Annotated in this window: 12 protein-coding genes and 1 pseudogene; 7 read left to right on the top strand and 6 right to left on the bottom strand. The window is 59.0% G+C overall.

The annotated features are described in order from the left end of the window. The first annotated feature begins 82 nt into the window (after nucleotides 1–82). Nucleotides 83–283, top strand: a complete 201-nt coding sequence (locus OHL18_RS20815; RefSeq protein WP_263376805.1) for a hypothetical protein — start codon at nucleotides 83–85, stop codon at nucleotides 281–283. Nucleotides 284–434: 151 nt separating this feature from the next. On the opposite strand, the gene galA is transcribed toward OHL18_RS20815, so the two are convergent. Beyond that, entirely contained in the window at nucleotides 435–3,446 is a 3,012-nt protein-coding gene (gene galA, locus OHL18_RS20810; RefSeq protein WP_263376804.1) for a beta-galactosidase GalA, read from the bottom strand. 389 nt (nucleotides 3,447–3,835) lie between these two features. On the opposite strand from galA, the gene hrpB reads away from it, so the two are divergent. The 4 genes and pseudogenes from hrpB to OHL18_RS20790 all read left to right on the top strand — a co-directional run bounded on the left by hrpB (nucleotide 3,836) and on the right by OHL18_RS20790 (nucleotide 9,290). Next, entirely contained in the window at nucleotides 3,836–6,157 is a 2,322-nt protein-coding gene (hrpB, locus tag OHL18_RS20805; RefSeq protein WP_263376803.1) for an ATP-dependent helicase HrpB, read from the top strand. Between the two features lie 614 nt (nucleotides 6,158–6,771). Next, nucleotides 6,772–7,119: pseudogene (locus OHL18_RS20800) on the top strand (SDR family NAD(P)-dependent oxidoreductase); the annotation flags it as partial. 59 nt (nucleotides 7,120–7,178) lie between these two features. After that, nucleotides 7,179–7,946: an IS6 family transposase gene (locus tag OHL18_RS20795; protein ID WP_263376802.1), complete on the top strand. Its 768-nt coding sequence runs from the start codon at nucleotides 7,179–7,181 to the stop codon at nucleotides 7,944–7,946. A 429-nt stretch (nucleotides 7,947–8,375) separates the two neighbouring features. After that, nucleotides 8,376–9,290, top strand: coding sequence for a TIGR03435 family protein (locus tag OHL18_RS20790; RefSeq protein WP_263376801.1), 915 nt, complete (start codon nucleotides 8,376–8,378; stop codon nucleotides 9,288–9,290). Nucleotides 9,291–9,470: 180 nt separating this feature from the next. Here the strand turns inward: OHL18_RS20790 and OHL18_RS20785 are convergent, their stop codons facing one another. From OHL18_RS20785 to OHL18_RS20765, 5 genes are all read right to left on the bottom strand, one after another. Next, on the bottom strand, nucleotides 9,471–11,606 hold the full coding sequence (locus OHL18_RS20785; RefSeq protein ID WP_263376800.1) for a VWA domain-containing protein: 2,136 nt from the start codon (nucleotides 11,604–11,606) through the stop codon (nucleotides 9,471–9,473). After that, on the bottom strand, nucleotides 11,607–14,597 hold the full coding sequence (locus OHL18_RS20780) for a carboxypeptidase regulatory-like domain-containing protein (RefSeq protein ID WP_263376799.1): 2,991 nt from the start codon (nucleotides 14,595–14,597) through the stop codon (nucleotides 11,607–11,609). Nucleotides 14,598–14,805: 208 nt separating this feature from the next. After that, nucleotides 14,806–15,924 (bottom strand): TIGR03435 family protein, encoded by a 1,119-nt coding sequence (locus OHL18_RS20775; RefSeq protein ID WP_263376798.1) that lies wholly within the window; start codon nucleotides 15,922–15,924, stop codon nucleotides 14,806–14,808. 486 nt (nucleotides 15,925–16,410) lie between these two features. Then, nucleotides 16,411–17,214, bottom strand: a complete 804-nt coding sequence (locus OHL18_RS20770; RefSeq protein WP_263376797.1) for a hypothetical protein — start codon at nucleotides 17,212–17,214, stop codon at nucleotides 16,411–16,413. A 20-nt stretch (nucleotides 17,215–17,234) separates the two neighbouring features. Further along, complete coding sequence (locus OHL18_RS20765) at nucleotides 17,235–17,534, bottom strand: PadR family transcriptional regulator (RefSeq protein WP_263376796.1); 300 nt, start codon at nucleotides 17,532–17,534, stop codon at nucleotides 17,235–17,237. Nucleotides 17,535–17,590: 56 nt separating this feature from the next. On the opposite strand from OHL18_RS20765, the gene OHL18_RS20760 reads away from it, so the two are divergent. Beyond that, entirely contained in the window at nucleotides 17,591–18,364 is a 774-nt protein-coding gene (locus OHL18_RS20760; RefSeq protein WP_263376795.1) for an ABC transporter ATP-binding protein, read from the top strand. Beyond that, complete coding sequence (locus OHL18_RS20755; RefSeq protein WP_263376794.1) at nucleotides 18,357–20,009, top strand: hypothetical protein; 1,653 nt, start codon at nucleotides 18,357–18,359, stop codon at nucleotides 20,007–20,009. The genes OHL18_RS20760 and OHL18_RS20755 overlap by 8 nt, the downstream gene beginning before the upstream one ends. The last annotated feature ends 16 nt before the right edge of the window (nucleotides 20,010–20,025 follow it).

Here is a 20,025-nt window from a genome sequence, read left to right as displayed (position 1 = left end):
GAATCCGAACTTTTCCCGCTCTGGTCAGATTTGGCATCTGACATTCAGGCCCCAAAGGCTGAGGATTCATGGAGAGCGAACGATGAGTGGCATAAAGCGCTGGACGGCGCTGCTGGTGACAGCGGCGGCGATGATGACTTTAGGCGGGTGCAAGACCACGGTTGTGGAAAAGGAAGTGCCAACACCGGATCATCACGACGACCATCGCGACGATCATCGGCCGCCTCCACCTCCGCCGGATCATCACGACGATCATCATCAGCCTCCGCCGGATCGCCGATAAGGGGCGGTCGTGGGGCCCTCGGCAATGCTTAGCGAAAGTTGCGCACCTCTTCACCAAGCAAGCCAAGCCGGAACTGGCTGCCGCCTGAGAACTCTGTGGAGTCGGGCGTAGCTTGATTTCCTTGAAGTCGAAGCCGTCATCCGCACAGAACTCACCTCTGCGACCGCTGCAGCACTACTGGGACCACCGGAGGCCCGCTCATCGGCGGCACATCGATCGAGGGATCAGACCCGTCCGGCGCGGGTCCGATCGCAGGTCTTTCACCCCCAGTTTGTGCCTTGTGGGCCAACATTTCGCCCAGCCATCCGAGGTCGATCGTCTTCTGCAATTCCATCCGATCGCCCTTTATAGTGCCTGCGTAGGTGCCATTCCCAGATTTGAAGAACACGTGCTCTCCGTCGACCTCTCCCTCGGTGACTGGACCGTCGTCCGCTCCACCCAGAAAGCCGCCTCCGCCTCCCTCCATCTGTCCGGTGATAACGTTGCCCTTCTGCACCAACGTGAATACCGAAGCGCCGCTGCCCATCAGGAATGCCATGATGCCTGGTGGCGGCGCTCCTGGCACCGGCCTCCACAACCCGGTAATCCCTTGGCCTTCAGGAACTCTGCGCTTCCAAACCGGTACCTGGGGCCGCAACTCGGCCGTCGCCGCTTCTACCGTGACCTTCGCGGAAGCAAGCCCCGGCGAGCTAACCTCGACCGTGATGCGTCCAGCTTTCTTCTCTGTCTGCACCAACCCCATGCAGTAACCGCCAAAGGCCTTGCGCAAATCGCCTTTATCGGGCTGCTGATTGGTCGGGTCGCCGTTCCCCGTTCCGATCAGCCGCCCCGATCCCGAGACCTTGAACTTCACATCATTTTCGGTGATTGGGACAACCCGCCCTTCGGCGTCACGTACTTCCACGGCAAACATCCCGACATCCTCTCCATCCGCTTTCAACGTCTGGCGGTCCGCGGTGATGACCAGCGTCTTCGCGGTTCCCGTCGTCTCGCGCTTCGCCGTAAGTGCCACCTCGCCGTTCTTGAATCCGCGAGCTTCGATGACTCCGGGAGCGTATGTCACGATCCAGTCGACATGGCCATCGCGTGGGACATCCTTCGCACCAAGACTTTTCCCGTTCAACAGGAGTTCCACCTTGTCGAGGTTTGAGTACACCCACACAGAGACCGTCTTGCCCTCATAGCCCGGCCAGTTCCAGTGCGGAAACAGGTGAAGCACGGGCCTTGAAGTCCACCAGGACTGGTAGTAATAGAAAGAGTCTTTGGGGAAGCCACATGTGTCGATGATCCCGTACTGCGAACTGATATTGGGCCATCCATTTGGGGAAGGCTCGCCCCGATAGTCAAATCCGGTCCAGACAAAGCCGCCCGACACCCACGGTCTCGAATTGCAGAAGCTCCACCAACCCTCGGCAGAGGCCCTTCCCGTCGTCGTATAGGGATCGTAGGAAGAGACGAACCCCTTGGCTTTATCCGTTACATAGATTCCACGTGTGCCAACCGCGCTCACGGTCTCCGTCCCCATTACTGGACGATCGGGATGTTCCTTGTGATATGCCTCCGCCTGCGGATCCATGTAGTTGTATCCAATTACATCGAGTACCGCGAGGCCACCCTTTCCAATGGCACCTGTCGGCGCAATCGAAACCGGACGGGTTCCATCCAAGGCATCAACGTGCGCCTTCATGGCGGACAAAATGGCGACACCGCGCTCTCTGTTCGCCATCCCCTCTTCATTCCCCATAGACCACATGAAGACACTTGGCCGGTTCCTGTCCCGCCTCACCAGATCGCCAAGCTGGTTCAACCCCTCATCGTTTGAAGACATCATGCGGGTCTCATCGAAGACCAGCATCCCCAGTTCGTCACACGCGTCCAGCAGTTCAGGTGTCGGTGGATTATGCGAGGTTCGCAGAGCGTTGCAACCCATCTCCTGTAACTTGCTGACCCGGTAATACTGGACTGCATCGGGGACTGCCACACCCACTCCAGCATGGTCCTGGTGATTACAGGTTCCCTTTAGTTTCAGAGGGCGTCCATTGAGAAAAAAGCCCTTCTCCGGATCGAAGTGTGTCGTCCGAATTCCGAAACGGGTCTCGTAACGATCGACCGTCACTCCACCGGCCTCCAGTTGCGTCACCATCCGGTAGAGATGCCTTTGCTCAAGCGACCAGAGCATTGGGTGCTTCACCACGATCTCCTGGGTATATTCGTGCTCTCCTAACGCAGCAATTGAGATCGCGTCCGACCGCGATCTGCCAACGACTTTGCCTTCGGGATCAAGGATCGATGCGATCACGCGCACGGCCCGCGTCTCCTTTTCACCATTCGCGACCTCGGTACGAATCGCGAGCGTGGCTGCCCCATCACTGACCTTCGCAGCCACGAAGGTTCCCCATTGCTTCACACGGACCGGGGCCGTCTTCACCAACCAGAGATGCCGGTAGATCCCGGCCCCCTCGTAAAACCATCCGTCGGTGGACGTGGCGTCAACCCGAACCATCAACACGTTCCGCCCGCCGGGATTGGCGAACGCAGTGACATCGAAGCTGAACGGGTCATACCCGCCCTTGTGCGTTCCGATATAGAAGTTATTAAAGACCACCATGCTTTCGCGGTAGGCACCGTCGAACTCGAGCGTAAGCAGCTTTCCCGCATCTTCCGCCGGCAGTTCGAACACTCGCCGGTACCAACCGATGCTCGTCTCCGGATACTTCCGTCCCAGGGGATAAAATCCCTTGCTCTCGAGCGCCCCGTCGTTGGTAAAGGGCAGCTCAATCGCCCAGTCGTGCGGCAGATTCACCGCCTCCCAGTCGCCATCGTCAAACGCCACAGACCCCTCGGGCAGGAAATTCCCGGTCTTCTGAAAGTTTCCCGCACGAGCCGTTCCGAACCCGAAGTCCTTCTCCGGGTCATCAGCATTTCCGAGATGAAAACGCCATCCAAAATCGAGCAGCAACCGCTCCCGCGCCGATGTGCCTTGAGGAGCCACGGATTGATCCTGCGTCGCTCCTTCCGGCTCGTCTGGCGTATGAGCCGCCGCAAGATCAGGCTGAGCGTCAGCCGCCGCAACAATCCCTAATGGAAGCAGGCCGTTAGCAGCCGCCACAGCCGGGGCCATCAGCCCCGTCTTCAATAAATTCCGCCGCGAAAAATTCTTCATGTGCGCTCCGAGTCGATTGAAGGCTCCAATGCCTGCTACCGCTTCCAAACCGATGACAAACATAGTGGCATAAACCCATCACGTAAGGCATCCGGGATGGAGATTCGCTGGATTCGCCCGCTGTCCCGCCTTTGGATACCTATTCGCCCGCGTCGACATCTCGATCTCAACACCCTGGCACGATCGGGACGACACCAAAGTCTTCAACAAAAACGCGTCATGGGATCAGAGAACTTCGCCGCTCCGTTTCAGCAGGACCCTCAACCAAGAGCCGGACCAATGATCCGTTCCATAACCGCATAGGAACGCCCATACCCATAGCCTGCGCGGGAACCCCGCTAGCTCGTACAGATTGACGGGACGGAAGCTGGCGTGCTCCGATCAAGACAGTGAGCCGCAAGTCCGTACTTCCGGTGGATGCGATTCTGCCGGAGATGATCGAGTCTCTGCGCCGGACGCCGAATCTCGTCATCGAAGCTCCGCCCGGCGCGGGCAAGACAACGCGTGTTCCGCCTGCTGTTCTCGATGTGGTGCAGGGCGGCGTCATCGTCCTTGAACCGCGCCGGATCGCAGCGCGGCTCTCCGCGCGCCGTGTCGCGTGGGAGCTAGGCGAAGAGGTCGGTGAGACTGTCGGCTACCAGGTTCGTTTCGAAGAAAAGAGCGGCCCCCGCACCCGGCTCAGGTTCGTCACAGAAGGCATCCTGACGCGACGGCTTATGACCGACCGGACGCTGAAGGGCGTGGACGCGGTGATCCTCGACGAGTTCCACGAACGTCATCTCGACAGCGATCTCGCGCTCGCCCTGCTGAAGCGACTTCAAGAGACGCGGCCGGCGCTGTGCATCATCGTGATGTCAGCGACGCTCGACGCTGCGCCCATCGCCCGCTTCCTTGGCGATTGTCCGGTGCTGCGTTCTGAAGGCCGCATGTTTCCGCTCTCCATCCGGCACCTGCCCTACTCTCCGGAGTCGCTGCAGGTGCAGATGCGGAAGGCAGTCGAGCTTCTGCTGAGAGAGAAGCACTCCGGCCACATCTTAGCCTTTCTGCCTGGCATTGCGGAGATACGTCAAACCATGCGCGAGTGCGAGTCTGCGGCGCGAAGTGCGGGATTGCTTATGCTCCCCCTCCACGGCGACCTCACGCCCGCCGAACAGGACCAGGCAGTTATGCCAGGCCCGGCACGAAAGCTGATCCTCGCGACCAATGTGGCTGAGAGTTCCGTCACGGTCGAAGGAGTCACCGCCGTTATCGACAGTGGGCTTGTGCGGATCGCAACCTATTCTCCTTGGACAGGTCTTCCGACTTTGCAGGTAGGCCGGGTCAGCAAGGCCTCCGCAACCCAGCGTGCGGGCCGTGCCGGACGTACCGCGGCGGGCGAGGTGCTGCGGCTCTATCCCGAAGAGGACTACCTGCTACGGCCACAGCAGGACAGTCCCGAGATCGCGCGCAGCGATCTATCGCAACTCTTGCTGACCCTCCGCGTAATGAAGATCGCCTCCATCTCCGACCTGGACTGGCTCGACCCGCCGCCTGTAGAGGCCGTCGTGCTCGCCAAGTCCCTTCTCGATCAGATCGGAGCAAAGGATGAGATGGCGGAGCGCATGAGCCGCTTCCCTCTCACTCCGAGACTCTCACGCATCGTCGTTGCGGCAGTCGATCGAGGAGTCGGCGAAGATGGATGCCGAGTCGCCGCAATCCTCAGCCTTGGCGAGCGAAGCGAGAAGAGTGACCTGCTCGAAGCGTTGGATCGCGCGCCCAGCCCTCGCGAGCGACAGCACACAGAGCAACTGTTGCGAGCGGCAGGCCTATCGGGAAAGCCTAGCCATGATGACGATTCCCTGCTGCTCTCCATACTTGCGGGCTTCCCGGACCGCGTCGCGCGCAGAAGGTCGGGCAGCCAGATTGTGCTGTCGAACGGCGTCTCGGCAGAAGTTGCCGGTGCGTCACACCACGATGAGTTCCTGATCGCCATCGATGCAGAGGATCGCAAGGAGAAGCCGATGCCGCTGGTCCGTATGACCGCGCGCATAGAGCCGGAGTGGCTGCTCGATCTCTTCCCCGAACGGGTGAAGGAGAGCTCGACCGTCGTTTGGAACCGCGCCAACGAGCGCGTGGAGCAGGTAAATGCTCTGCTCTACGACAAGCTCGTAATTGAGGAGTCGCATGGTCCGGCGCCGGCTGAAGCCGCAGCCGATCTACTTGCGCGAAGAGCTCTTGAGGTGGGCATCGAGCAGTTTGTGGAGAAGGAACTCCTCGATCAACACCTGGCGCGAGTTGCGTTCGCAGGCTTCGACGCTCCGAATATTCCGCAGATACTGCGCGAGGTCAGCCTTGGACTGTACAGCTTCAACGAACTGAAGGACGCGGCGAAAGGCTTCATCGCTCTGCTGGAACAAAAGGTGGATGGGAGACTGCTGAACGATCTCGCCCCACAGAGCGTGCGGCTTCCGAGTGGGCGGCAGACGAAGATTCACTACGAGCGGGAGAGGCCACCATGGATCTCATCACGCCTGCAAGACTTCTTTGGAATGAAGGAAAGTCCGAAGATCGGTCCGAACAAGACTCCTCTGGTCGCTCACTTGCTCGCGCCGAATCATCGTGCGGTTCAGACCACGACCGACCTCGAAGGCTTCTGGGAGCGCCTCTATCCGCAGGTACGCAAGGAATTGATGCGGCGCTATCCTAGACATCAGTGGCCCGAGCGGCCCTGAGGGCAAAACGTAGCGGAAGCCACTCGTCCAGGTTAGTAGGGCAGTTGGACGCGGCGGCCGCTATAAACACTACCCCTGCACCTGTGGGTTTTGTATACGTTTCGGGATGTCTTGGGATGTTCTTGAAAGAGTTAGTGGCGGAGAGTGGGGGATTCTCTTCTGCCATTACGATGAAGCTCTTCCGAATGAGCTATATAAAGCGTTTCACCCGCTCCAGACAAGGGTTTCATAGCCGTTACAGCATGTCAGATCATACGGTGCCATACGGACTTGTGTCGACGGAAAACCGGGAAAAGTGTCACAGGAGTGTCACAAACTTCAGCACGTATCGAGCATAAAACTGGAGCTGATTCTGGCATTCTGATTTGGCCCACTCTGGCGGTTTAAGTTGGCCCACCCTATGGGCAGAGCGGACTCTACCCTGTTTCTCACGCGAGTTGAGGGACGGAGGGCGAGTTGGGGGACGGAGAGCCAAGGTGGAGCTATACGAGCAGATTCGTCGAGAGTATGAGTTTGGGGTTGGGTCCGTGATTGGTGTGGCGCGGAAGCTGGGCGTGCATCGGCGCATGGTGCGGGAGGCTGTGCGGAACGCAGTTCCAGCGCAGAGGAAGAAGACCGAGCGCGGCTATGGCCGCATCATCAACATCGGCTCCATGACCACCTTTCGCGGCTTCTTCGAGGTTGCGGCCTATGGTGCAAGCAAGGCGGCGGTGGGCTCGCTCACGAAGTCGCTGGCGGTGGAGTGGTCTCGCCATGGCGTTACCGTAAATGCGATCGCACCGGGAGTCTTTCGCACCGACATCAACACGCATCTGCTCGACGGCACCGAGCGAGGCCGCGAGTTTCTGACGCGGACTCCCATGGGCAGATTTGGCGATGTGCAGGAGCTTGTTAGCTCCGCTGTATTTCTCGCCTCACCTTCGGCATCCTTTATAACGGGTGAGATTCTCGCCGTGGACGGCTCTGTTGCAAACTTGCGGAGGCGGGGTAAAAATTGGGCTGAGCGCGGAGGGATCTGGTCATGTCAGAGTTCAAGTGGCGTCAATTTGAAGGCGAGATCATCCTCTGGGCGGTGCGTTGGTACTGCCGGTATGGGATCAGCTACCGTGATCTTGAGCAGATGATGGGAGAGCAGGGCGTGGGCGTCGACCATTCCACGATCTACCGTTGGGTTCAGAAGTACGCGCCGGAGATTGAAAAGCGGCTGCGCTGGCAATGGCGCCGCCCGCGTTCGACGAGTTGGCGGGTCGACGAGACCTACGTGAAAGTGCGCGGCAAATGGGCCTATCTGTACCGAGCGCTCGACAAACAAGGAAACACGATCGATTTCTATCTCTCGCCGACGCGGAACGCCAAAGCGGCGAAGCGCTTCCTCGGCAAGGCGCTGAGCGGATTGAAGGCTTGGGAGCTGCCGGATATCATCAACACGGACAAAGCTCCGACCTACGGTATCGCGATTTCAAAGTTGAAGGCCGAAGGTAAGTGTCCTGAGAACACAGTGCATCGAAAGGTCAAGTATCTGAACAATATTGTCGAGGCCGATCACGGTAAGCTGAAGCAGTTGATTAGTCCCGTGCGGGGTTTCAAAACGCTGAAGACCGCCTATGCGACCATCCGGGGGTTTGAGGTGATGCGTGCGCTGCGCAAGGGCCAAGCGGCGATCTTCAACCTCACGCAAGACATCCACGGTGAGGCACGCATCGTCGAACGCGCTTTTGGCATCGGAGCCAGTGCGCTCGCGGATGTCGTCGCCCTCATCGGGGAACAACTTGAACTCCACCCAGCTTGACGGCAAGGCCAGAGGAATGTCACGCACACCTGCGTCCATGCCGAAAGGTTGCAACAGAACCGATCCGCTCGACTATTTTGCAGATTCGCTCTAAGGACTCTCTGGCCGTTTAGAAGCGTTCAGGTGGAGGGCAGCTCGGACCGTGTTGTGATCCATCCAGATCAGCGAGGAGCCTTCGAATCTCCAGGGCAGCCCGCGCTGGGCAGACCTGACAGCTGCCTTCAAGGAACCAAACCTGCCCTCTGCAAGATTCGAAAGTTATGGAGGGCTGTGAATGGGGGCAGTACACCAAACGTCAAAGATCGAACGCTAGCGATCTGAGGCGGTGCAAACCGATGAGAAGTGCATGCTAAAGTAACCAAGTTCTGAGGCGACGTAACAAGTCGTCGGCTGCCTCGTCAAAACAGCATTCTGATTTGCGGGGAACCCATGTCTAAGACAGTACGCTTGCTTTACACGGCAGCTCCCTTGGTCATGACCATGCTGGCATCTCTCACTTGGGCGCAGGGTGCTCGCACTGGTATTGATCCGACCATGCTTACCTTTGAGGTCGTCTCGGTGCATCCAGATTCACCTGAAGGTATGGGTGGAATGGCAAGTGTGCAATGGAGGGATACAAGTTACGAAGCATCCCACGTGACCGTTAAGGAACTCATACGCGAGGCGTATGGAGTAGAGGATGTTCAGATCCAGAACGCGCCTAAATGGATAGATTCGCAACCGTTCACCGTAGAAGCGCGGGCTGATTCAACTGCAGCTGAGTCGATGAAAAACCTAGATGATGCAGGGCTGAGACTGAGCCGGGAACACATGCTGCAAGCACTGCTCAAGGAGCGATTCCGCCTCACGGTCAGGTCAAGCATAAAACAGCTCCCAATCTATGAAATTGACTTCAGTAGCGAGGTCCCTGGCCTACAGCGGGCCATCGCAGGTACTCAATATGGGGATGGGGCGACATGGGGTGACGGTTCTCCAATGGGAGCGCATTGGGTGTCCTACTACTTCATCGCCGGTCACATTGAAATGAAAGGACAGGGCGCTTCGATAGATCAACTCGTCGATCGGCTAAATCAGAAGCTAACTACGCAGCTGGGTCGCACGTTTGTGAACGCCACGAATCTCAAAGGGAACTTTGATTTTGACCTAACCTTCACAGTTCCGTGGCGAACGGTCTACGGCCCCATGGACAGCTCATTGATGGCAGGCGGTGCTTCTGAGGAAGGCTCTACAGATTTCTCCCTCTTCTCGGCTTTCAAGAGCCAGCTTGGCTTAAAAGTGAGATCAACAAAGGGACCAGTTCGCACGTTGTGGATCGAGCGTGTAGAGCAGCCCACCGAAAACTGATGGATAGGAGAGAAAGGAATTTCTGTCCCGCCGCGTCGCAGTGTCAAACGTTTCGGATGACGGGGCACCCGGAAGGGCAGTCTTCTCCGATTGCGCAAACGAACGTCTGTGCAAAGCTGGCACTGCCGGTACAAAGCGCAGCATTTAGGGGTTGCAAAGGTCTTTTGCGATTGCCATGTTCTATTGCGACAGCGCTAACGAAGCCTGCCAGAAGGTGGCCTTCCCGTGGGCTGGATCGAGGATGGTCACCTGGCAGTCGTACTTCCCAGCCTGTAGTTGTGAGACACCAATGTTGAAGTCCAGCGGCGCTATGGCGAGCCTTCCCGTCGCGACCGGAGTCACCGCGAGCGGCTGTGTCTCGAAAACCTTTACGTGGTCCCGATAGAAGCTGACGTAAGCGACAAACGATTGCGATACTGGCGCCGGTTGGCCAATCCTTTCATCGTAAGCTTGCAGGTAAACATAGAGCTCCCGCCCTTTCGTGAAGACACGCGTGACGCTCGGTACCAGCTCCCTGCCATTCGCGATGAGCGGGTTCGCTGCCACTGCCTTGGCCGCGTCCTTGCCTTTCATAGCGTCGTACAAAGAGTCTTTTAGATCGACACGCTGGCCGCTGAGAACGACCGAGCTGATGGGCACATACTGTATCTCCTTGTTGAGATTCGGGATGACGAAATTGGTCTGGAAGGTGCCGATGCGACCCGTCTCGTCGTCGCGGGCTAGAAACTTGATCGTGTACTTGCCGGGCAGCAGGGTAAAGCCAGATTCGTACTCGATTGGCCGCTTGGCAAGCTCGGCTGCGGTGGCGTCCGAGAGCTTGATGTTCACGTTGTCGCGGACGTTGCTGACGGTATTGTTGCCGTAGGTGTCCTTGACCTCGCCAACGAAGTCGATCAGCGTGTGCTCGGCACCACCCTTCTTCGCAAGGGCCAACTCGCGGCCGGGAATCTTCACCACGATGGGCACGAAGTATTCGGCCCGGTTGAGTTGGAAGTAATTGATCTCCATCGCCACGGTGAGGTCGGTGACAGGATCTTCGAGCATCAGAGCGTCTTCAAGCTGGCGCTCTTTCTCCGTGGAATTGAACTTGCCGAACTCCTTGCCCGCGTAATACCCCGGTCGATACTCGAGCTTCGCATCGGCTGGCTGGTTGACGGTGACCTTGATCTTGCGAAAACGCCCGTCGAGCGTGGTATTCGTCGCGTAGTACCCGAGGATGTAGTAGTCCGAAATGGACTGCTGCGCATTGACGATGCCGCGCGTGAGGTCGTTGTAGTCGAGCAGCGCTTTGCCGCCGGTGTCGCCGGCTAGCGAGAATATGGTGTCCTGCGAGCGCTGGAAGTTTGCGGTGTTGGCCTGTGCCGCCGTCCCGGAGTACATGCCCTCGTTGCCAGGCGAGCCCTGCGTGGCGTCACCCAACGGAGCGGACGCGACAAGGCCGCGCGCGTCGATCGGCCAGAAGGAGACGCCGGCGCGGATCGCCGCATCGACCGTCGCATGAAGTTGGGCCTCGTTGTCCGTGCCGTTTAGCCGCAGGCCGCTTGCGAAGTAGATCAGCGACTTCTTTTCGTTGAGGCCGCCAAGCATGTGCGCCGCGGTCTGCAGCGCGGCAAGCTGGCGATCTGTATTGAAGACGTTGAACTCGCTATCGTCCTGGCCGAAGGCCGCACCCGTGTCCGCACTGCTGGCGTCGTCTATGGAGTCGGCCGAGCCCTGTCCCTCACCGATCACCAGCGTCTCGAGGATGCTCAACAGCCGGTTACGGTCGGCCGTAAAGTCCTGCAATACATCCACCGATCCGCCCTGGTAACGCAAGATGGAGACTAGGTCGACCGAGGTCATCTGGGTTCGGACGAACTTCTCCGCGGCGGCCAGAGCGCGGAGCTGATCGCCCGGCGGCATGGCGCTCATGTCGAAGTAGAGCGCGAGCAGGCGGCGATCTTTATAGCGAAGGCTCTCGGGCTGTTCGGGAGCAAGCTGGGTTCGCCCAAGGCGCTTGTAGATGGTGATGCTCTCGTCCTTTGCCGGCGTCGCGGGCAGTGGTTCAGCCGTTGCCGGTAAGGTCTGGTGCTCGCAGAAGCGGATCTTCTGCTCCACGCCATTCTCGGTCAAGGTAAAGTCGCCCGCAGTGAGGCCCTGCACGGACTTGCCGTTCTTGTCCTTGACGGTGACAGCCTCGACCACAAGCTGTGAGCGGACCGCGAGCGTGAAGACCTCGGAGGCTCCTGCAGATTTGTTTTGCCCGATGGTTTGGGCACGCAACGGCGCGGCGATCATCAATGCGAGGGCGATATAAGTGAGCCATGAGCGCTTCATCTAGAACCTCACTCTCGCGGTCATCTGCAGGCTGCGCATCGAGTTGGTCGAGGTGGGCAGGCCAAAGACAGGGCTGCTCAACGAAGGGTCGATGGTCGTGTTGTAGCTTGTGAAGACGGCGTGATTAGCCAGGTTGGTCGCGTCCATCCGGATGTCGAGGTTGTAGCTCCTGACGATGCGGAAGGTGCGTGAGAGCGATGCGTTGAAGGTCAGAGAGCCGGGGCCGGTGATGGAGCCGCGTCCCGCGTCGCCCCATTGTCCGAGCTGTGGGGCAGTGTAGGCTCCGGGGTTGAGATAGTGTCCTGGGGCTGCGGCGTAGACTGAAGCCGAAGTGCGGTCGGGGCGAAGATTACCGGTCACGCCGCTGCCATTGGCCGCAGCGAGATACACCGGCGTCTCCGGTAGACCGCTTCCCGCGACGATCGTGCCGCCAACGGTCCACTCCTTATAGGCTCGGCCGCGCCAGCCGCTCAACAGAGTGCCGCCGCCAAGTCCCATCCCGGTGCTGTATTGGAAGGTGGTGGTGAGCAGGTGACGCTGGTCGAAGGTCGACAGCCCGCGCTCGGCGCGAAGGTCGAGCCAGTTCTGCGCGATGCTCACATTGGATGCGCTCTGCGCAGTCGAAGAGGACGATGAGGAGGATGTCGCGACGGGACCCTGTCCGCCCAGCGCCGCGTCGTCATCGATCGACTTCGAGTACGTGTAGAGCATCGACGCGGTAAAGCCACTGCGCAGGCGGCGTCGCAGTTGCACGCTTGCGGCCTCGCGGCTCGAGTCGCCGTTCGAAGTCCGGTAGGCGAAGCCCGAGGGGCACGATGGACAAGGGTTGATGCCGCCAAGCGGGTAAGTGTTGGGAAGGAACTCCTGCACGCCGCGGGTGCCCTTCACGCCAAGGTAGGTCGCCGTCATCTGCAGCGCCGCAGGCAGGTCGCGCTGCATGGAGAGCTGCCATGTCTGCGCGTAGCCGACGCGGAAGTCGGGGTCCACGGCAAAGGTGTTCGCCGTCGTCGCCGTGCAGTTCTGCCGCACCAGGCCTGTGGAGAGTGTCAGCGGACAGGCGCTGCTGTTCTCCGCATCGAGCGTTTGCGACAAGGGCGACTGCTGCGCCAGCTTAAGAGCTGTCGCCTGGTAGACCGAGGTGTCCGCATAGACGCCGTAGCCCGCGCGCACCACAAGTGAAGAGCCCGGTACGGGACGCCACGATACACCGAGGCGCGGCTCGACAAGGTTGCGGTCGGGCCGCAGCAGCGAGTTCGGATAGCGCTCCCCGGTGAGCGCACCCACCGGGGAGCTAGCAAGCACCGGCTCGACCGCAGTGAAGCCGGAGGCCACGTCCAGGTTGACCAACCGGTCCTTGATCTCCGTGATCGGTGCGCCATACTCCCAGCGAACGCCAATGTTGAGGGTCAGCTCCGGGCGGAGACGCCAGTCGTCCGTGATGTAGGCGTCGTAGACCGACTGGCGAAGGTACTTGTCCGCGTTGCCGTAGGCGATCGAGCTAGTGTCAGGCGCGCCGCTGATGAAGTCGGCAAAGTCCGAACCCGTTGCGGCACCGGTGAAGGTAAAGGTCCCGCGCGGATCCTCCTGCGAGAGATAGTTGAACTCCTGCCGGCGAAAGTCGCCGCCGAGAGTGACATTATGGTGACCTTTGAAGAATCGTGCGGAGGGTGCGACGGCCTCGGTGCGATTGCGATTGAAGGCAGATTCGGCATCGGTCAGCGCGGCGATGCCGCTCGAAAAGACCAGCGTTGGAGGTCCCCAATCGGCCGCCGCCTGGCTCACACCGCCGATACCAGCATCGCCTGCAATGTTGCTGCGGTTGGCGAAGTAAGGCGTCACCAGCGTCCGCAGGCGGCTGAACTTATACCCCAGCGTGGTGTAGACACCATGGTTCCAGCGGTGCTGCCAGTTCGCATTCGCTTCAAGACCGAGGGTGCCGGTCGTGTCGCGGAAACCGAAGAGGCTGGAGCTATCGGCCCGCGTGCTCTCAAAGCCGAATCCTCCGTAGAACTCATCTCTGCGGCCAATGCTCTTATCGAGCCGCGACTGAAGCGCGTCCTGGTGTGAGTGATTCACGATGCCGGTCTGGTAGTTGTACTCCGAACCGCCCGCAAGATTGGGCAACGGATATAGAGCGAGCAGAGCCTGCGCCACCGGGTCGATGGGCGTCGTGTCGCGTTGTGCCAGCGTCGGCACCAGACCGGACTCGGTCGCCGCGCTGCCGCTTCGGCTCCACTGATAGGCAAGAAAGAAGTTGGGGCCATGCCGCAGAATGTGAGGAATTCGAATGGGTCCGCCCACCGTAGCAATGCCGGTGATGGTGCTGTAGGACGACTTCGGCGTATTCAGCCCGGTAAGCGAATAGGGACGCGCGTCCAGCGCCGAGTTGTCATAGATGATGCCAATCCCACCGTTGTAGAGTGCCTTGCTCCCCTTGCGCGTGTTGCCAAAGCCCTGCGACATGGCGAACTTTGAAGTGGCCGCATTGTTCACGCTGCCGTTCACCAGGAAGCCGTCGTTCGAGGCTGCAGCTTCATCTGGAGGCTTCAGAGCTTCGGCCTCGCCGGGCTTCGTGGCCGGCTTCTCCGGTGTTGCCGGCAAGGGTGCTTGCAGTTCGGTCTTCACGATTTTCGTCTGTGCAATGACCTCATCCAGCGTAAGCATCTTCAGCTCCCACTTGACGACGGGAAGATCCGGCTTCACCGTAACCTCACGGTGCAGCGTGTTGAAGAGCGACATGGTCACGTCCATCTGCCACACGCCGTCGGCGAGATTGTGAAACGCGTAACCGCCATCCTCATCGGAGGTGGTGCTGATCTTTGTTGTCCCCTGCGTTGCCGTGATCGTCGCGCCCGGGACCGGATGCCCGTTGAATGTGACCTGGCCAAAGTGTTCTGCCGCATGGGCGGAGCACGCGGCCGAAAGGCAGAAGAGCAGAAGCGCGGAGCGAAAATATCCGCCGGCCCGCGACCACAAAAACGAATGCTTCATTAATTAGCTGGTCTCCCAAGAAGAATTACGACGTCCGTGCCGCAAAGTTCAGTGCTTATCGAATCGGCTGGCGACTCCCGCCGCGAAGGACCGCGACGAGCAGTTATCGCACGGAGTGAATGTGCGGTGAAGAAATCGAGGAAATAACTTCGCGCCGCCCGGCGCCCCTTGGGAAGTAGCCGGCGGCGGACGCTATGAGTTTGTCAAACTAATTAGCCGAAGGCTTCTCGACGTGGTCGATTGCGAGCACCTCGACCGGCGTCTTCTCCGCGCTCATCTTCAGCCCCAACTGCTGCTGCAGTGCTTCGGTCAGCCCGGCTGCCGGTTCGACCCCATCGGCCAGTTTCCCCACAGGAGAGTGTCCGTTGAACTGCGTATCGTCGGGCAGAAAGGTCACACTGAAGTCGAATCGTCCCTTCAGCCCGGTGTTGTCCACTACCGGACGGTCAAGCACCAGCGTCTGCAGGAACCCGGTGAAATCGCCCACCGTTCCATTGCGGATCATCAGTGTGAGGCCGCCGGTCGCGGGCCGCATACCAATGCCCGGCAGGGGACCGTTCATTTGCGTGGGGGTCAGCTTCTCTGCCTTCCCGACCGTCAGAACAAAAGCTGAGAGTTCCTTTTTATCGCGATGGAATGTCAGCTTGAACCGCTCCGTCAGCAGCTTGCGGATCATCAATCGCACCTGCTGCGGATTGGGCGCGCCCTCCACGTCAGGCACCGCGTCGATATCGAAACGGTCCTTGCTGATCCAGTCCGGTGCTCCAACGATCTGCTTGGCCTGCACCTCGTAGGAGAACGCGATCAAGTCCTGGAGCGATGAAGCCCGCGTCTTGAAGTCGCGCCCATTGATCGTCAACTGCTGCATGCTCGTAGCGCCCGTGTCGTTGGGCTTGATCGTGGCGACCTCGAACGACGGGTCCGCGTCCGCGGCCATCAGCTTCGGCGGCGGTGGCGGAGCCGGAATCTCCCAGGCAGTATCCTTCGTCGCACGCGCAAGCACGAACGGGAGCGGCTTCGGCCCCTGGCTCCAGGAACCGGTGATGGTCGTGCCGTCCTCGCTGAGCTTGCCTTCAAAGCTGCCGCCGATGAAGTCGATCGCGAATTTGAACGTCGTTCCGTCCTGAGTAACCGAAGATGCCTTGAGCGCCATCGCTCCCTGGTCGATGCTGTACATGGAGGCCTTTAGCTTTCCATCGTCCTTGGTTACGACCAGAATCTGCCGCAGGTCTTTATCCGCTTTCAACGTTCCCTGCCAGGTTCCGGTTACGTCCTGCGCGAATAGGCGTGTGCCTATCAACGTGGCAAAAACAAAGACAATGAACATCGTCCGCTTCATAGATAATCCCCCTGAAGTGTTTCTCAGCTTTCAATGGAAATGCTGTGCGATAGGTAATAGAGTAACCCGTGCTGAAGAGGCCGGTGCGGTTTGGACAGCGCAGGACTCAATAGAGTGAGCGCGAAGATCGCAAATCTTAATCAGTTCGTGACAGAGGGTCTTAACAGACAGATCTGCGGTCGGTAATTATTGGGCGATCTTCAGGAAAGAGAGCTCCATGTCATACGGACGAGGCAACACCGGGTCTGCAAAGCTCACTTCTGACTCTTCCGAGCCTGCTGCCGGTGGAATCCATAGGACACGCTGTCTGGTGCTTATCGAATTTGCAAAGCGGCATATAACCTGACCTGGGAAGATAGATGCGTCGTGACAGAAAAGGCGGCGTCCAGCGGGACATTGCTCCTGTGATGTTGTGATTCAGAGGGAGGCGGTAGGCACCTATTCAGGCTCAACGCCGCGACAACGTAGGGTTCGTCAGGCGACATCCAGATCGATCCACTCGCTGGACTGACACCAACTTGTCTCAATCTCCGGAACGCTGAGCTGCCCGTGTCCATTCTTGCAGGTGAGTTCTGTGCCATTCCATTCGAGCAAGTTGTGAGACGGCCGGCCTATCCGGGCAGGCTTTGTTAGCGATCGTAGACATTGTTTGCAGCGTTGCTCCTGATCGCCGATTGCCCAACGCAAGATAATCAGAGCAAGACAAACGAAGCAAAGCATCTGGGACAGGTCAGAGATGTTCGGAAGTGTTTTGTGCATGGGCAGGCAAAGGCTGGTGCTCAACAGGAATGCCAGGAGCAGAACCTGCGCGACCTGCACGAAGAAGAAGAATCGCAGGCTGAGCCTGAGTCCTCGGTTGATGTTTTGCTCGAGGTGCCGGTTCGAGTTGGTTATGAGGGCGACAAGAAGGATCAGAGGGGTAGCCACTAAGCAGTCCTTGAAATCTGCGGTCAAGGCAGCAGCGCCAAAATGCCAATTTCCTTCAAGAAGAAGGATGCTTAGACCTGACAGAACATTGAGACAGAAGAGCATCGTAAGGCAGAGCAACGCAGTGCCAGTGAATCTGCGGCGCCACGCTTCCGCGCGCAGCCACAGCCCATCGAGCACTAAGCCAGCGGCGAGGTCTGCGATACCACGGGGGTTCGGTCGGCCGCTATCACGCCGTGGGTGATGCATGTGCCAGAGCTCAGCTTGCCACGCCCGGTTCCACTCTTCCCTGTCGCCAGACGGCACAAGCCTCGCTGCAAGATGCAGGAGAGAGCGATCGAAGGCTGGCAACTCCGGAGGAGGCTCTTGGGTCATGCATTCTTCTCCGTGAACAGATGAGCAAGAAGCGGATATCGTTCCGTTGCCGCAAGCGCTGCAGTCTTGCCTGCCGGCGTGACCTCATAGTATCTGCGTGCTGGTCTTTGCTTTGCAGTCGCCTCCTCCTCGGGCTCCCATCGCGATTCCACTAACGCGTCCCGCTCCAGCCGACGCAATGCTGGATAGACCGTGCCGCTGGGCAGGCCGGTGACCTCCATCACGTCGAGACCGAAGCAGTAGCCGAGGCTGAGCGCCTTGAGGATGAGGGCGGCGGAGTGTGAGAGGCGAGGCATTGATGACCTATGTAGTATGCTAGCACGAAGTAGTACGCTACATAGGGGTGAGAGAGATGCTCGAACTTCAACACGCTTCCAAAAGCTACCGCGGCATACCCGCAGTCGAGGACATCAACTTTGTCCTCAGAGAGGGCGAGGTGCTCGGCTATCTCGGCCCCAATGGCTCGGGTAAGTCAACCACGGTCAAGATGGTCATCGGGATGATTCAGCCTACAAGGGGAAAGGTCCTCTTCGCAGGCCACAACATTCATGACGATCTGGCGGCCTTTAGGGCGCAGTTGGGTTATGTACCCGAGGAGGCGCACGTCTACACGCATCTTTCCGGGCTGGAGTATCTGCAACTGGTGGGCCGGTTGCGCGGACTGGAGGAACGGGTTCTAGAGTTGAAGGCCCGCTCCCTGCTGCAACTGCTCTCGCTTGAGAGCGCCCAGCACTCTTCTCTGTCGGACTATTCGAAAGGCATGAAACAGAGAGTACTTCTTGCTGCCGCGTTGCTGCATAATCCCCGGCTGATCGTTTTCGATGAGCCGCTGTCCGGACTCGACGCGGTTTCTGCGCGACTCTTCAAAGACCTACTCGTCCTGCTAGCGCGAGAGGGAAAAGCGATTCTGTACATCTCGCATGTGTTGGAGGTGGTGGAGCAGGTCTGCGACCGCGTGATTGTGTTGGCTAAGGGCAAGATCGTCGCGGATGCTCCGCCACGAGAACTGACGCGGCTGATGGAGCTGCCGACACTCGAAAGTGTCTTTGCTCAACTTGTGCGACAGGCGGATACACAGCGCGTCGCTGGCCAAGTAGTTGAGGTCATGAAGGTGCTCCATGATTAACCCGGCAAGCGTACTCCGTGTGTTGACAGCGCATTTCTTCCGACGCTTCTTCGATAGCGATACGATCCGAGTCGAAGGCGAGACTCTGACAACGGTTGTGCGCGCGATTGCCGCCACTGCCGCTCCCGGATTGATTACTGCCTTCTTCCTGGAGAACCACTACCCCGGACGAACGGCGTGGGGCGCAATCGAGGATCAGTACTTCTTCGTCTTGTATTCGTTTGCGGTGATGGGCGCGGTCGCTATCTTCCAGTGGGAGATGCTGTTCCCTGACCGATGGGATTTTCTGGTGCTTTCGCCGCTGCCCGTAAAGACATGGCAACTGCTTACGTCGAAGGTGATGGCGCTCATCGGCTTCTTCGGGTTATTTCTCTTTGGCTGCAATGTCTTTGGAGCGCTTGTGCTTTCCGCGGTAACGAGTGGTCACTTCTTCCGGCAGGTCTACGCGCACGTTATCGCTGTGACGCTGGCCGGAACCTTTGCGGCTGCGTTCTTTCTCGCGCTGAGCGGTACCCTGCTTTGCGTTTTGAACACCGCTCTGTTTCGGCTGGTCTCACCGTTTGTACAGATGTTCTCCGTGGCCATACTGATCTTGTTCGTCCTGTATTACGGCAAGCTCGGCGATGCGCTGCCGTTGGTTTTGTCGACGCCGATTGGATGGGCGCGCTGTATGCCGCCGCTATGGTTTCTTGGGGTTTACGAAGACCTTCTCCATGGCGCGGGTGGACCTCCCTTCGCGCATCAGATGGCGCAGTATGGTTTCCGCGCAACGGGAGTGACCCTCGTGGTGGCGATGCTCACCTATCCGCTTGCGTGGGTGCGCATGCACAGGCTCGCTGTCGAAGGAATCTCTAGCGGTCTGGGCCAGCAGGCGTGGTGGTTGCGTGGCTTGATTCGGTTAGGGGGCCGACGACCTGGAGAGGTCGCGATCCTCGCGTTCATCTGGCAGACACTGACACGGAGCAACAGGTACCAGGTCTATCTGGCGATGTATGGCGGTGTGGGACTCTCACTGGCGACTGCCTGCGGCGTTGAATTCTCCATAGATGGCTCCAGTTTCCTGCCGATAGTCTCCGAACGCGGTCTGCACGCAGCCCTTCCTCTTCTTCTTTTTTGGATGATCTCTGGGCTAAGGATCGCATTCGGTTTGCCACTGAATCTTTCGGCAGGATGGATCTTCCGGATCACCGGCGTGAGCATTCGAGAGTGTGCCGATGCGGCGAGGCGCTGGGTCTTCTTGTGCGCCTGTGCCATCTTGCTTCTCGTGATGCTGGCACTCACGGCAGAAGGATGGGGATTCAAGCAGATCCTGGTGCAGGCGGTTGTTGGGTTGAGCCTTTGCAGCCTGCTGACTGACGCCTTCTTCTTAGGCGAGCCAAGCGTCCCTTTCAACAAGCCGCGAATGCCGGGTAAGACCAATCTTCCGCTGCTGTTGACTCTGTACCTGGGCTTCTTTCCCTTGTTCGTCTATGGCGTAATAGACCTCCAGATCCATATTGAGACGCATCCGGGGAGATTGCTGATCGTCTCAAGCGTTGCTCTCGGCTTCAACCGTCTGGCGCGTAAGATCGAGGACCGGCCTGAGGAGATAGAAGAAGAGATGGAAGGATATGAAGGAGAGTTTCAAATGTTAGGGCTCAGTTAGCGCGGTGCCCACTGAG

Origin of the sequence: Granulicella aggregans (assembly GCF_025685565.1) — a bacterium.
GTDB classification, from domain to species: Bacteria; Acidobacteriota; Terriglobia; order Terriglobales; family Acidobacteriaceae; genus Edaphobacter; species Edaphobacter aggregans_B.
Note: the sequence above shows the minus strand (reverse complement) of the source record. Positions and strands in the feature narration are given on the sequence as shown.

What these genes read in the sequence shown, in the direction of transcription:
- OHL18_RS20795 (WP_263376802.1), top strand. Translation starts at nt 7,179, where the DNA reads ATGTCAGAGTTCAAGTGGCGTCAATTTGAAGGCGAGATCATCCTCTGG.
- OHL18_RS20765 (WP_263376796.1), bottom strand. Translation starts at nt 17,534, where the DNA reads ATGCCTCGCCTCTCACACTCCGCCGCCCTCATCCTCAAGGCGCTCAGC.
- OHL18_RS20775 (WP_263376798.1), bottom strand. Translation starts at nt 15,924, where the DNA reads ATGTTCATTGTCTTTGTTTTTGCCACGTTGATAGGCACACGCCTATTC.
- OHL18_RS20790 (WP_263376801.1), top strand. Translation starts at nt 8,376, where the DNA reads ATGTCTAAGACAGTACGCTTGCTTTACACGGCAGCTCCCTTGGTCATG.
- OHL18_RS20760 (WP_263376795.1), top strand. Translation starts at nt 17,591, where the DNA reads ATGCTCGAACTTCAACACGCTTCCAAAAGCTACCGCGGCATACCCGCA.
- OHL18_RS20815 (WP_263376805.1), top strand. Translation starts at nt 83, where the DNA reads ATGAGTGGCATAAAGCGCTGGACGGCGCTGCTGGTGACAGCGGCGGCG.
- OHL18_RS20785 (WP_263376800.1), bottom strand. Translation starts at nt 11,606, where the DNA reads ATGAAGCGCTCATGGCTCACTTATATCGCCCTCGCATTGATGATCGCC.
- OHL18_RS20755 (WP_263376794.1), top strand. Translation starts at nt 18,357, where the DNA reads ATGATTAACCCGGCAAGCGTACTCCGTGTGTTGACAGCGCATTTCTTC.
- OHL18_RS20780 (WP_263376799.1), bottom strand. Translation starts at nt 14,597, where the DNA reads ATGAAGCATTCGTTTTTGTGGTCGCGGGCCGGCGGATATTTTCGCTCC.
- galA (WP_263376804.1), bottom strand. Translation starts at nt 3,446, where the DNA reads ATGAAGAATTTTTCGCGGCGGAATTTATTGAAGACGGGGCTGATGGCC.